Origin of the sequence: Citrobacter sp. RHBSTW-00029 (assembly GCF_014104295.1) — a bacterium.
Taxonomy (GTDB): domain Bacteria; phylum Pseudomonadota; class Gammaproteobacteria; order Enterobacterales; family Enterobacteriaceae; genus Citrobacter; species Citrobacter youngae.
On sequence record NZ_JABXRT010000001.1, the window covers coordinates 1,300,166 to 1,312,122 of the forward strand.

General features: G+C 50.1%; 13 protein-coding genes. 8 read left to right on the plus strand and 5 right to left on the minus strand.

Annotated features, from left to right (window positions below):
• Positions 1-81: 81 nt before the first annotated feature.
• On the plus strand, positions 82-747 hold the full coding sequence (locus HV041_RS06405) for a YecA family protein (protein WP_048211335.1): 666 nt from the start codon (positions 82-84) through the stop codon (positions 745-747).
• Positions 748-773: 26 nt separating this feature from the next.
• Here the strand turns inward: HV041_RS06405 and tyrP are convergent, their stop codons facing one another.
• Positions 774-1,985, minus strand: coding sequence for a tyrosine transporter TyrP (gene tyrP / locus HV041_RS06410; RefSeq protein ID WP_061068096.1), 1,212 nt, complete (start codon positions 1,983-1,985; stop codon positions 774-776).
• A 234-nt stretch (positions 1,986-2,219) separates the two neighbouring features.
• Between tyrP and HV041_RS06415 the strand changes: the two genes are divergently transcribed.
• A complete protein-coding gene (locus tag HV041_RS06415; RefSeq protein ID WP_048211337.1) occupies positions 2,220-2,459 on the plus strand; it encodes a YecH family metal-binding protein in 240 nt (79 codons plus the stop codon).
• 45 nt (positions 2,460-2,504) lie between these two features.
• Here the strand turns inward: HV041_RS06415 and ftnA are convergent, their stop codons facing one another.
• Both ftnA and yecR read right to left on the minus strand, forming a co-directional pair.
• Positions 2,505-3,002 (minus strand): non-heme ferritin, encoded by a 498-nt coding sequence (gene ftnA / locus HV041_RS06420; protein ID WP_005127719.1) that lies wholly within the window; start codon positions 3,000-3,002, stop codon positions 2,505-2,507.
• A gap of 192 nt (positions 3,003-3,194) precedes the next feature.
• The gene (gene yecR / locus HV041_RS06425; RefSeq protein WP_048211338.1) at positions 3,195-3,530 is read right to left on the minus strand and encodes a YecR family lipoprotein; all 336 of its coding nucleotides are present in this window, start codon (positions 3,528-3,530) and stop codon (positions 3,195-3,197) included.
• A gap of 269 nt (positions 3,531-3,799) precedes the next feature.
• Between yecR and HV041_RS06430 the strand changes: the two genes are divergently transcribed.
• Entirely contained in the window at positions 3,800-4,438 is a 639-nt protein-coding gene (locus HV041_RS06430) for an RpiB/LacA/LacB family sugar-phosphate isomerase (RefSeq protein ID WP_061068094.1), read from the plus strand.
• Positions 4,439-4,471: 33 nt separating this feature from the next.
• Here HV041_RS06430 and HV041_RS06435 read toward each other — a convergent pair whose 3' ends face one another.
• The gene (locus HV041_RS06435; RefSeq protein ID WP_048211339.1) at positions 4,472-5,893 is read right to left on the minus strand and encodes an MFS transporter; all 1,422 of its coding nucleotides are present in this window, start codon (positions 5,891-5,893) and stop codon (positions 4,472-4,474) included.
• A gap of 131 nt (positions 5,894-6,024) precedes the next feature.
• Between HV041_RS06435 and HV041_RS06440 the strand changes: the two genes are divergently transcribed.
• Positions 6,025-6,276 (plus strand): DUF2766 family protein, encoded by a 252-nt coding sequence (locus HV041_RS06440; RefSeq protein WP_005127709.1) that lies wholly within the window; start codon positions 6,025-6,027, stop codon positions 6,274-6,276.
• Between the two features lie 80 nt (positions 6,277-6,356).
• On the opposite strand, the gene HV041_RS06445 is transcribed toward HV041_RS06440, so the two are convergent.
• Positions 6,357-6,860 carry a non-heme ferritin-like protein gene (locus tag HV041_RS06445; RefSeq protein WP_048211340.1) on the minus strand — a complete coding sequence of 168 codons (504 nt, stop codon included), beginning with the start codon at positions 6,858-6,860 and terminating at the stop codon, positions 6,357-6,359.
• Positions 6,861-7,406: 546 nt separating this feature from the next.
• Between HV041_RS06445 and HV041_RS06450 the strand changes: the two genes are divergently transcribed.
• The 4 genes from HV041_RS06450 (at position 7,407) to araH (ending at position 11,893) form a co-directional block, all read left to right on the plus strand.
• Positions 7,407-7,964: a DJ-1/PfpI family protein gene (locus tag HV041_RS06450; protein WP_048211341.1), complete on the plus strand. Its 558-nt coding sequence runs from the start codon at positions 7,407-7,409 to the stop codon at positions 7,962-7,964.
• A gap of 318 nt (positions 7,965-8,282) precedes the next feature.
• Positions 8,283-9,272, plus strand: a complete 990-nt coding sequence (locus tag HV041_RS06455) for an arabinose ABC transporter substrate-binding protein (protein ID WP_005127705.1) — start codon at positions 8,283-8,285, stop codon at positions 9,270-9,272.
• 105 nt (positions 9,273-9,377) lie between these two features.
• On the plus strand, positions 9,378-10,892 hold the full coding sequence (araG, locus tag HV041_RS06460) for an arabinose ABC transporter ATP-binding protein AraG (protein WP_121584761.1): 1,515 nt from the start codon (positions 9,378-9,380) through the stop codon (positions 10,890-10,892).
• Positions 10,893-10,906: 14 nt separating this feature from the next.
• Positions 10,907-11,893, plus strand: a complete 987-nt coding sequence (araH, locus tag HV041_RS06465; protein WP_048211343.1) for an arabinose ABC transporter permease AraH — start codon at positions 10,907-10,909, stop codon at positions 11,891-11,893.
• The last annotated feature ends 64 nt before the right edge of the window (positions 11,894-11,957 follow it).

Consider the following 11,957-nt stretch of genomic DNA (forward strand, 5'->3'; position numbering starts at 1 on the left):
CGCTCATGCCCATTTGGATCTGCTATCCCACCAGCCATGTAAGATAATCACAGGCAAGAATTTTTACTAAGGAAAAGCGTTATGAAAACGGGACCACTAAACGAGAGCGAGCTGGAATGGCTGGATGATGTGCTGACTAAGTACAATACGGACAAGTCTATTCTGGATGTGTCAGAGCTGGATGGCTTACTGACGGCGGTGCTCAGTTCACCGTATGAGATCGAGCCGGAGCAGTGGCTGGTCGCTATCTGGGGCGGTGCACAGTATGTTCCGCGCTGGTCCTCCGAAAAAGAAATGGCGCGTTTTATGAATCTGGCGTTCCAGCATATGGCGGATACGGCCGATCGTCTGGATGAGTTCCCGGAGCAGTTTGAACCGCTGTTCGGCCTGCGTGAAATTGAAGAGCATGAGCTGACTATTGTAGAAGAGTGGTGCTTTGGCTATATGCGAGGCGTCGCGTTGTCGGATTGGTCAACGCTACCTGATTCACTGAAACCCGCTCTCGATGCTATTGCGCTACACGGGACAGAAGAAAACTTCGAGGTGGTAGAGAAACTGACGCCAGAGGCATTTGAAGCGAGCGTCGATGCCATCCGCCTGGCTGCGCTGGACCTGCATGCTTACTGGATGGCGCATCCTCAGGAAACGCCAGTCAAAGTACCGGTGAAAGTGGATGCCAAAGTAGGGCGCAATGACCCTTGTCCCTGTGGCAGCGGCAAGAAATATAAGCAGTGCTGTTTGCATTAACAGAAAGGGGCGAAAGCCCCTTTGTTTTAACCCACTTCTGGTAGTAATCCTGCTGCAATAGAAAACTGCACTGCTATCACCACGATACCGCAAATGAAGACCAGCGCCAGCGCTGGCGTGCCACCCACTACGCGGTAGTTTGCCTGTGGATTGTGTTTTCTGCTCCGCCAGGCCAGCATGGAGGGGATCAACAGAGCCAAAACGGCCAGAGCAACGCCTGCATATCCCAGCGCCATGACAAAACCTCGCGGATAGAAAAGAGCAAATGCCAGCGGTGGCAGGAACGTCACGACGCCAGTTTGCATTCTGCCGGCCACAGTATTACGGCGTTGAAAGAGATCTGCCAGATAATCAAATAACCCCAGTGCGACACCGAGGAAAGAGGTTGCCAGTGCGAGATCGGCAAACAGATGCACAGCCAGTTCGACGTGCGGCGAAGCCACGACTTCACGTAATGCCTGTAACAAACCGTTTAAGCCAGCGTGATTGGCTAAAAGTCCCATAAATGTTGACGAGTTAATGCTACCGAGCGTGGCCAGTTGCCAGAAAATATAGGCTACTAACGGGATGGCGCTACCGCTGATAAACACCCAGCGCAGTTTTCGGATGTTGCCGTTCATATAGCTGACGATGCTGGGCACGCTACCGTGAAAACCAAATGAGGTAAAAATAACCGGGATCGCGGAAAGCGCCAGGCCTTGTTGAAGCGGCAGGGTAAGCAAGTTCACCTTATGAATATGCGGCATCAACAGCGCGAGCATTACCACCAGGAAGATGATTTTGGCGCTGAACAACAGACGATTGAATAAATCAACCAGTGAAGTCCCGACGCATACCACGCCACCGGCAACAAAGGTGAACAGCAATACGCCTGTGGTGGGCGAGATGCTGGTTCCGGTCCAGTCGCTGATGCTGGAGGCCAGCAGCTCGCCTGCACCACTGATGTAGGCGGCGGTCAGGGCATACATCAAGAACATCATGCTAAAGCCCGTTACCCACTGCCCGTATCGACCCAGATAGCGTTTTGCCAGTGTGCCAAGCCCGGTGTCTGCCGGTACATGCTGGTACACTTCAAGTAGCAACAGCGCGGTGTAGCACATCAGGGCCCATAACCCAACCAACAACACCAGCGTGACGCTAAACCCCACGCCTGCCGCCGCCAGCGGCATTGCCAACATACCGGCACCAATCGTGGTTCCCGCCACGATAAAAATACTACCCAGGGTTCTGTTTTTCACGCTTTCCTCTGTCCCAGAGATAATCAACGGTTATATCTGCGGCGCAGGTTAAGGCATAACGTTATTTTCGTCAAATCACCGTTACAAGTGCTGTATATTAATGTTTACAGATGTTTGGGGCTTAAGATGTATTAAAAATGATATTTATCTGCTCTCTGCCCGCATAAACCTGCGTTAGCGCAAAGCAGCGTTGTACGGTTCACATTAGGCTACGGGCTTTATTGAGGAGGTAGTATGGAATCTATTCACGGTCACGAGGTGCTCAACATGATGATTGAATCTGGTGAGCAGTATTCACATGCCAGCCTTGAGGCGGCAATTACCGCGCGTTTTGGTGAGCAGGCACGTTTTCACACCTGTTCAGCAGAAAGCATGACGGCGGGTGAGCTGGTCGCGTTTTTAGCGGCGAAGGGGAAGTTTATTGCCAAAGAAGACGGCTTCTCTACGCATGAAAGCAAGATCTGCCGTCACTAAGATTCTCGAATAACGGTGGCAAACAGCCACCGTTACCCAACAACATTAATTCTGTGTATCAAGGGTTGCCAGTTCTTTATCGATGAAATAAAGACCTTCGCCACTTTTACCGGCCAGCGATAACTTATCGATGACAGATTTAAATAACTTCTCTTCTTCATGCTGCTCAGCAACATACCATTGCAGGAAATTAAAGGTCGGATAATCCTGGTGGGTCATTGCCGCATGCGCCAGTTCATTAATTTTCTGCGTGATCAATTGTTCGTGCTCATAGGTTACACGGAACAGCTCATCCAGGGACGCATATTCTGCAAACGGTGAAGAAACAGTATTAATACGCGGCAGGCTGCCGGTATCCGTCAGGTAATCGAACAGACGCTGCATGTGCGTCATTTCTTCCTGGGCGTGGCGACGCAGAAACGCGGCGGCACCTTCGAAGCTGTGATAGCTGCACCACGCACTCATCTGTTGGTAGAGCAGGGATGAATATAATTCAAGATTCATTTGCTCATTCAGTTTGTCGATCATTTCTGTTTTCAGCATGGTTCTGCTCCACGAACGTTATTATATATTGACGTGGCGCCACTATAATTTGTTATTTAATTATTTGCAAAAGGTAAAATAATAAATTTATTTATTAAAAATGCGAATGGGAATAAAACGCATTAACGCTATTAAATTGATGATATAAATAAAAATAGAATAGATGACCAGCAGATGTGCTGGTCGGAATGATTAATAATGGAAAGTGGAAGTTTGTGGTACGGCAACACCGTGACACTGCCAGGACAGCGTGATTTTGGTATTCAAACACAGAGAACCCGCATAAACGCTGCAGGTCGCAACCGGCTGGCCAAATCCGACTGCACTGGCATAACCCATGCGCTGACATGCTTTTGTCGCCGTTCCCTGAGCAACATAATCGTCTGTACGTGCTGTTTGTAGCATGGCCTGGTTGTAAGTCAGACGAACCACGCCGGTAATGCTGCTGGCTTCGCTGACCTGAGCCTGTCTGGTGATGGTACATCCCGTCAGCATGAGCGGTAAGAGGGCAAGAATAAAGGTCTTCATGAAATCGCTCTGAAAAATCGGTGATACGCTATCCTGACATACATCACGGCTAATCAATGGCCTGAATAGCCAGAAGATCACCTGTGATTAATCGCAACGACCCCCTGTTTATGAGTCAATTCTGAAGGCTGGCGTAAAAACCGTGAGCATCTCGATATTTTATGAAACTTAATTTCATAAAATTTGAAAGCTGATTTGCTAAATAGTAATGTGGCTGAAATGTCATGACTTACGGCGGGCCCCCCGCGACGCATTCAGGAGAATACACAATGAAAATTGCATTGATGATGGAAAACAGCCAGGCAAGCAAAAACGCGATCATTCACCATGAGCTTAAGTCTGTCGCGGATGAAAAGGGTTTTCCGGTGTTCAACGTCGGGATGAGCGACGAAAATGATCACCATCTGACTTACATCCATTTAGGGATTATGGCCAGCATTCTGCTCAATTCAAAAGCGGTTGATTTCGTTGTCACGGGCTGCGGTACGGGTCAGGGGGCCATGATGTCACTGAATATTCACCCGGGCGTGGTGTGTGGCTACTGCCTTGATCCTGCGGATGCGTTCCTGTTTGCGCAGATCAACAACGGTAATGCGCTCTCGCTGGCCTTTGCGAAAGGGTTTGGCTGGGGGGCTGAACTGAACGTCCGGTATATGTTTGAAAAAGCGTTTACCGGTCGTAATGGTGAAGGTTATCCGCCGGAGCGGAAAGACCCGCAGGTGCGTAATGCGGGGATTTTAAACCAGGTGAAAGCGGCAGTAGTAAAAGAAAATTATCTTGATACCCTGCGCGCTATCGATCCTGAACTGGTGAAAACCGCCGTTTCAGGCCCACGTTTCCAGCAGTGTTTCTTTGAAAACTGCCAGGATAAAGCGATCGAAGCCTTTGTCCGTGAAGTTATTGGCTAAACCCGGTTGGCCCGATGGCGCGAACTATCGGGCTTATCGACGCTTATTTGACACTGCGCTTCCCGCATCGCGGGTAAGGCGCAGGGTATCAACCATTCCTATCAGGCAAATCATGGCGATAGCGACGAATGCCAGCCGGAAACTGATGCCGGGTATCGCACCCAGTGACAACCATTCACTCACTTGATCCCCGATACGGATCCCGATAGCCGCCAACGAAATCCCTAATCCAACAGCCAGTTGCGTCGCTGTACTAAACAGCGTATTGGCATAGCTCATCTGCGATGCAGGAACATCCGCAAATGCCAACGTGCTGACACCGGTAAACTGAATTGAGCGAAAAACGCCGCCCAGATACAGCACCAGTAATATTACCCATACGGGAGTTTGCGGCGTGATCAGCGCACACGCCAATAGCGCCAGCACATTAAGCGCACCGTTTATCAACAACAGCTTTTTAAAGCCTAACCAGCGTATTAACGGCGTAGTAGCGGGTTTAATCGTTAGGTTGCCAACAAACACGGCCAACACCAGCGAACCGGCATGGAAAGCATTCATACCAAACCCAACCTGAAACATCAGTGGCAACAGAAAGGGTACCGCGCTGATAGAGGCACGAAACAGCGAGCCTCCGTACATCGTGACACGAAATGTAGGCACGCGCATGGCATCCAGACGAATCATCGGCCATGCGGATTGGCGAAAATGATGCAGGGCAAACAGGAACGTGGCTATTCCAAGTGCTAGAAGTCCCGCGGTTAACCAGCCCTGCGGCTGTTGGGTTCCCAGCAGTTCCATCGCATATACCAGACTGACCATCGCGACCGATGTGGCAATAAAACCGGGAAAATCGAACGGGCGTCGCTCGTCATCATGAATATCCGGGATAAAACGCAGCGCCAGCGCAATCGCCAGCAACCCCAGTGGCACATTAATGAAGAAGATCCAGCGCCAGTTGGCGTAACTGGTAATAAATCCGCCCAGGGGGGGGCCAATTATTGGGGCCACTAAGGCAGGCCAGGTCAGGGTGGCGATTGCGGTGATTAACTGGTGTTTAGGCGTGGTACGCAGAACGGCGAGGCGGCCGACCGGCACCATCAGTGCCCCCCCGACACCCTGTAAAATGCGCATTGCCACAAAGCCTTCAATGCTGGTGGCGAGTCCACATAAGACTGAGGCGAAGGTAAAGATCGCCAGTGCCAGGGTAAATACTTTTCGGGCACCAAAACGATCGGCAATCCAGCCACTGGCAGGGATGAGAACCGCCAGCGTGATCAGATAAGCACTGATGCCGATGTTCAGATCAACGGCCTGCACGCCGAAACTTTTTGCCATATCGGGTAGGGCCGTCGCAATCACCGTGCCATCGATGAACTCCATAAAGAAGGCCCCGGCGACCAGTAGTGCAGCCGGAGAAAGACCCCGCTTATTCTCAACCGCTAAATGTTCACTCATGTTGTGCTTGCCATCTCAAACGAAATTAACTGGGTCTGTTTTTTTATTTTCAGCGCGGTTGTACTGCTTGCACCGCTACCGTTTCGAGCGCTGAATAGGTACTATGACGACCTTTCTATAAGGAGCTCACTATGTCCCAAACACTGAATGCCGATCAGGAACTGCTCTCGGACGTTGTTGCCTGCCAGTTGGTTATCAAGCAAATTCTGGATGTTATTGATGTTATTGCCCCGGTAGAAGTTCGGGAAAAAATGTCCAGTCAACTGAAAAGCATCGACTTTTCCAGTCATCCCGCGGGCGCTGATCCCGTTACGATGCGCGCAATTCAAAAAGCGGTTGCGTTGATCGAGCTGAAATTCACTCCGCAGAATGAGTCTCACTAAAATAAACCGTTGTTTCAGGTTTTAGAAAGGTTTTTTTACGCCTCTCAGAACGGGAGGCGCAGATTTGTCGCGATCGGACTTCAGTGATGTTGGTAGTTTACGACGTTTAGCAAATGCTTATCCGTTTGCGCCATACACAGCCCAGCACGTTTAGCGCTACGAACTTCATCAAGAATCGTTTGTAGCAGCACGCCATCCTGCTGCTGTTCTTTTTCCAGATCATGAAGAAAATCAACGGTTGGTGCGTCGTTCAACGCTTCTGCTTCATCCGTCAGACGTGACAGCGTACGAGAACGCTGCTGATAATCTTCCAGCGTTTTCTGAAACAGCTCTTCAAGGGACGTTAGGTCATCACCGGGAACATCGATGGCTTTGACGATGGGGTTAGCCCCTGCGTTTTTCATAAAATTAAACATACGCATCATTTGCGTCACGTTACCCTGCGCCTGAGTGCGCAGAAACGTCGCGGTGCCTGTCAGGCTGTGTTCGTAGCACCATTCACTGAGGTGAAGGTAGAGATTCGATGCGTAAAACTCAAGGTTCATTTGCGTGTTGAGTTTGTGCACAATTCCAACTGCAGCCATATCAATATCCTTATTTCCAGAAAAGAGAAGTACGTCACCAACGCCAGTACAACGGGCTGCCGTTGCACTTCACATCTACGTACGAGTAATACTGTTAGCAGAATAAATCCGTTCCGCCGGTCCTTTTGATGATCGCGAATTATATCCGCTTCCGATCGTGAATCAGCATAGCGCGTGCCTGGTATCAAGAAAATCCTTAAAACCACCTATTTATGTTTTTTTACATATTGGCATAACAATATGTTTAGCCATGCCGTTTTTGTATATAAGCGATATGAATATAATTATCTGATTTATAATGTATTTATGTAAAATAAAGAAAGTGAAATGCTGTTTCAAGTCTCAAAATTAAATTTCAGGCCGCGGTATTCTATGACGTCTGGTGATTATCACCGCTGGTTTTGATGCGAACTTCCCGGTGAAGTGATGTGTCTGGAAATTATCTGCAACCTAATTTCTTGCGCCAGATCAGTTTTAATAAATTTAACGGAATGAATTATTCGGCATTTGTTGTTGGATATCGGTGGATAAATCGAGGAGTTGTATATGAAGAAGGTGGCGGTGTTGCTGGCACCCGGTTTTGAAGAGGCTGAAGCCATTGTTACTATTGATATTCTACGTCGCCTGCAAATTGAGGTTGAGACGCTGGCCTGCGCTGAGTCTCGTGCGGTGGTGAGCTATCATGACGTGCCGATGGTGACCGACAGTACGCTGGAGGCCCGTCGGGATGCCTTCTACGACGCGATCGTGTTGCCAGGGGGACCACAGGGTAGCGTAAATCTTGCCGCCAGCGCTGCAGTCGTTCAGTTTGTCGCTCGTCATGACGATGCAGGAAAACTGATTTGCCCGGTTTGTTCGGCAGCCGCGCGGGTGCTGGCGGGTAATGGGTTGCTGAAAGGACGGCGCTACGTGTGTTCAGGTGAGCTGTGGCAAACCATCACCGACGGCGAGTATGTCGATGCGCCTGTTGTTGAAGATGGCAATCTTATCAGTGGCAAAGGGCTGGGCCATATTTTTGATTTTGCGTTTACGCTTTCTGCGCGTCTGTTAGAAGACGATATCCCTGTTCGCGATCACGCTGACCATATTTATTACCCCTGGTAATCATTGGACTCCCGGATGTTTCGATATTCGGGAACAAGGATTCACTGGCTGATGTTATGGATTAATCTGCTATTTCTCATTTTCCCTATTCTGAAAATTGAGTTTTTTTATGTCATTTCCCGCTGAATTTATGTACGCAACTACTGTAATTCCAGGGTGTGATGCCGCTCTCTTATGGAGAATCAATTTCCCGCTAAAAATACTCTCAGCACTGGCATTGATCTTATCAATAAAAGGTAATGCCTTGTTTTACGTCCGGATTACAAAAAATCGTTTGATTTTACCCTACATAAAAGAACGTTAAAGCTGGAGTTAACCATGCACAAATTCACTAAAGCGCTGGCGGCCATTGGTCTGGCTGCCATTATGTCACAATCCGCTATCGCTGAATCCATGAAGCTCGGTTTCCTGGTCAAACAACCGGAAGAGCCCTGGTTCCAGACAGAGTGGAAGTTTGCTGATAAAGCCGGTAAAGACCTTGGGTTTGAGGTGATTAAAATTGCCGTTCCAGACGGCGAGAAAACCCTGAATGCTATCGACAGCCTGGCGGCAAGCGGGGCAAAAGGATTTGTAATTTGTACGCCGGACCCAAAACTTGGGCCTGCTATTATGGCAAAGGCGCGTGGCTATGACATGAAAGTCATCGCGGTTGACGATCAGTTCGCCAATGCGAAAGGTAAGCCGATGGATACTGTGCCATTGGTGATGATGGCAGCAACCAAAATTGGTGAACGCCAGGGCCAGGAACTGTACAAAGAAATGCAGAAACGTGGCTGGGATGTGAAATCTTCCGCTGTAATGGCGATTACCGCAAACGAACTGGATACCGCGCGCCGTCGTACATCGGGTTCGATGGAAGCGCTTAAAGCTGCAGGCTTCCCGGAAAAACAGATCTACCAGGTCCCAACCAAATCGAATGATATCCCGGGCGCATTCGACGCCGCAAACTCCATGCTGGTGCAGCATCCTGAAGTTAAACACTGGCTGATTGTCGGTATGAACGACAACACTGTGCTGGGTGGCGTGCGTGCTACCGAAGGGCAGGGGTTTAAAGCTGCAAACGTGATTGGTATCGGTATTAACGGTGTTGATGCAATTAGCGAACTCTCCAAAGCGGAAGCCACCGGATTCTACGGTTCACTGCTGCCTAGCCCGGACGTTCACGGTTATAAATCCAGTGAAATGCTCTACAACTGGGTCACCAAAGGCGCAGAACCGCCAGTGTTTACTGAAGTTACCGATGTGGTGTTGATTACTCGCGACAACTTCAAAGAAGAACTGGCGAAAAAAGGCTTAGGCGGCAAATAACTCAACTGCCGTAAAACGATCTTATCCGGCCTACAAATAACGCCCTTCGTAGGCCGGATAAGGCTACGCCGCCATCAGGCAACCGTTTAGATCCACGGAGACGTTATGCAACAGTCTACCCCGTATCTCTCATTTCGCGGCATCGGCAAAACCTTCCCTGGCGTAAAAGCGCTGACGGATATTAGTTTCGACTGCTATGCCGGTCAGGTGCATGCACTGATGGGTGAAAATGGCGCCGGGAAATCAACATTATTAAAAATTCTCAGCGGTAACTACGCGCCAACCACGGGATCTATAGCGATCCGCGGACAGGAGGTTTCGTTTGCGGACACAACCACTGCGCTGAATGCCGGTGTCGCCATTATTTACCAGGAATTGCATCTGGTGCCGGAAATGACCGTCGCCGAGAACATCTATTTAGGCCAGCTTCCGCATAAGGGTGGGATTGTGAACCGCTCGTTGTTGAACTACGAGGCGGGGCTGCAGTTAAAGCATCTGGGAATGGATATCGATCCTGATATTCCGTTGAAGTATCTCTCCATCGGTCAGTGGCAAATGGTGGAGATTGCTAAGGCGCTGGCGCGTAATGCCAAGATTATCGCTTTTGATGAACCCACCAGCTCTCTTTCCGCCAGGGAGATTGACAATCTGTTTCGCGTAATTCGTGAGCTACGCAATGAGGGCCGCATCATTCTGTACGTTTCGCACCGCATGGAGGAGATTTTCGCCCTCAGCGATGCCATAACGGTGTTTAAGGATGGCCAGTACGTCAAAACGTTTACGGATATGCAGCAGGTTGATCACGACGCACTGGTACAGGCGATGGTGGGGCGTGATCTTGGGGACATCTATGGCTGGAAAGCCAGACCTTATGGCGCGGAGCGTCTGCGTCTGCATGAGGTAAAAGCGCCAGGCGTGCGCACTCCGATCAGCTTATCGGTGCGTAGCGGCGAAATCGTCGGACTGTTCGGCCTGGTTGGTGCCGGACGTAGCGAATTAATGAAAGGTCTGTTTGGTGGGACGCGTATCACACAGGGCCAGGTGTTTATTGACGCACAGGCGATAGATATCCGCAAACCCAGTCACGCCATTGAAGCAGGCATGATGCTGTGTCCGGAGGATCGCAAAGCCGAAGGGATCATCCCGGTCCATTCGGTACGCAACAACATCAATATTAGTGCGCGCCGTAAACATGTTACGGGGGGATGTCTGATCAACAACGGCTGGGAAGAGACCAATGCTGACCATCATATCCGTTCACTCAACATTAAAACGCCGGGTGCAGAGCAACTGATCATGAACCTCTCTGGCGGTAATCAGCAAAAGGCCATTCTGGGGCGTTGGTTATCGGAAGAGATGAAAGTGATTTTGCTGGATGAGCCCACCCGCGGCATTGATGTTGGAGCGAAACATGAAATTTATAACGTGATTTATGCCCTGGCTGCGCGCGGTGTTGCCGTGCTGTTTGCCTCCAGTGACCTGCCGGAAGTTCTTGGTGTTGCCGACCGCATTGTGGTGATGAGAGAAGGTGAGATCGCAGGTGAATTACTTCATGAACAGGCGGATGAACGCCAGGCGTTGAGCCTTGCTATGCCTAAAGTCAGCCAGGCAGTCGCCTGAATAAGGAGAATATGATGTCTTCCGTTTCTACATCGGGTTCAGGCGCTGCGAAGTCGGCGCTAAATCTTGGCCGAATTTGGGATCAGTACGGGATGCTGGTGGTGTTTGCCGTGTTGTTCCTGGTTTGCGCTATTTTTGTGCCAAACTTTGCGACGTTCATCAACATGAAGGGGCTGGGACTGGCGGTATCGATGTCGGGTATGGTTGCGTGCGGGATGTTATTTTGCCTGGCATCCGGCGATTTTGACCTCTCGGTAGCGTCCGTTATTGCCTGCGCAGGGGTGACGACGGCAGTGGTCATTAATATGACCGAAAGCCTGTGGATTGGCGTGGCGGCAGGGTTGTTGCTCGGCGTTCTGTGCGGTCTGGTGAATGGTTTCGTGATTGCACGCTTAAAAATTAACGCGTTGATCACGACGCTCGCCACCATGCAAATTGTTCGTGGTCTGGCCTACATTATCTCCGACGGTAAAGCGGTGGGAATCGAAGACGAGCGCTTCTTTACGCTTGGCTATGCCAACTGGTTAGGACTGCCGGCACCGATCTGGTTAACCGTGGGCTGTTTTATTATTTTTGGCCTGCTGTTGAATAAAACCACGTTTGGTCGTAATACGCTGGCGATTGGGGGCAATGAGGAAGCGGCTCGTCTGGCTGGGGTGCCGGTCGTTCGCACTAAGATTATTATCTTTATTCTCTCCGGTCTGGTATCCGCCGTGGCGGGGATTATCCTGGCATCACGTATGACCAGCGGCCAGCCAATGACCTCTATCGGCTATGAGCTGATCGTGATTTCTGCCTGTGTGTTAGGGGGCGTTTCGCTCAAAGGCGGTATCGGAAAAATCTCATATGTCGTCGCAGGGGTGTTGATTTTGGGGACGGTCGAGAACGCGATGAACCTGCTGAATATCTCTCCATTCGCACAGTATGTGGTACGAGGTTTGATCCTGCTGGCGGCGGTGATCTTCGACCGCTACAAACAAAAAGCTAAGCGTACTGTTTGATGATTTAAATCCCAACTTTTTAGTCTAGCTTCCGCCAATCGCCAGCCGCTACCCGGCTGGCGAT

Bases quoted from the DNA above. Each gene is read 5' to 3' on its own strand.
- HV041_RS06430 (WP_061068094.1), top strand. From the start codon at position 3,800: ATGAAAATTGCATTGATGATGGAAAACAGCCAGGCAAGCAAAAACGCG.
- ftnA (WP_005127719.1), bottom strand. From the start codon at position 3,002: ATGCTGAAAACAGAAATGATCGACAAACTGAATGAGCAAATGAATCTT.
- HV041_RS06405 (WP_048211335.1), top strand. From the start codon at position 82: ATGAAAACGGGACCACTAAACGAGAGCGAGCTGGAATGGCTGGATGAT.
- HV041_RS06440 (WP_005127709.1), top strand. From the start codon at position 6,025: ATGTCCCAAACACTGAATGCCGATCAGGAACTGCTCTCGGACGTTGTT.
- HV041_RS06455 (WP_005127705.1), top strand. From the start codon at position 8,283: ATGCACAAATTCACTAAAGCGCTGGCGGCCATTGGTCTGGCTGCCATT.
- araH (WP_048211343.1), top strand. From the start codon at position 10,907: ATGTCTTCCGTTTCTACATCGGGTTCAGGCGCTGCGAAGTCGGCGCTA.
- yecR (WP_048211338.1), bottom strand. From the start codon at position 3,530: ATGAAGACCTTTATTCTTGCCCTCTTACCGCTCATGCTGACGGGATGT.
- HV041_RS06450 (WP_048211341.1), top strand. From the start codon at position 7,407: ATGAAGAAGGTGGCGGTGTTGCTGGCACCCGGTTTTGAAGAGGCTGAA.
- HV041_RS06445 (WP_048211340.1), bottom strand. From the start codon at position 6,860: ATGGCTGCAGTTGGAATTGTGCACAAACTCAACACGCAAATGAACCTT.
- HV041_RS06415 (WP_048211337.1), top strand. From the start codon at position 2,220: ATGGAATCTATTCACGGTCACGAGGTGCTCAACATGATGATTGAATCT.
- araG (WP_121584761.1), top strand. From the start codon at position 9,378: ATGCAACAGTCTACCCCGTATCTCTCATTTCGCGGCATCGGCAAAACC.
- HV041_RS06435 (WP_048211339.1), bottom strand. From the start codon at position 5,893: ATGAGTGAACATTTAGCGGTTGAGAATAAGCGGGGTCTTTCTCCGGCT.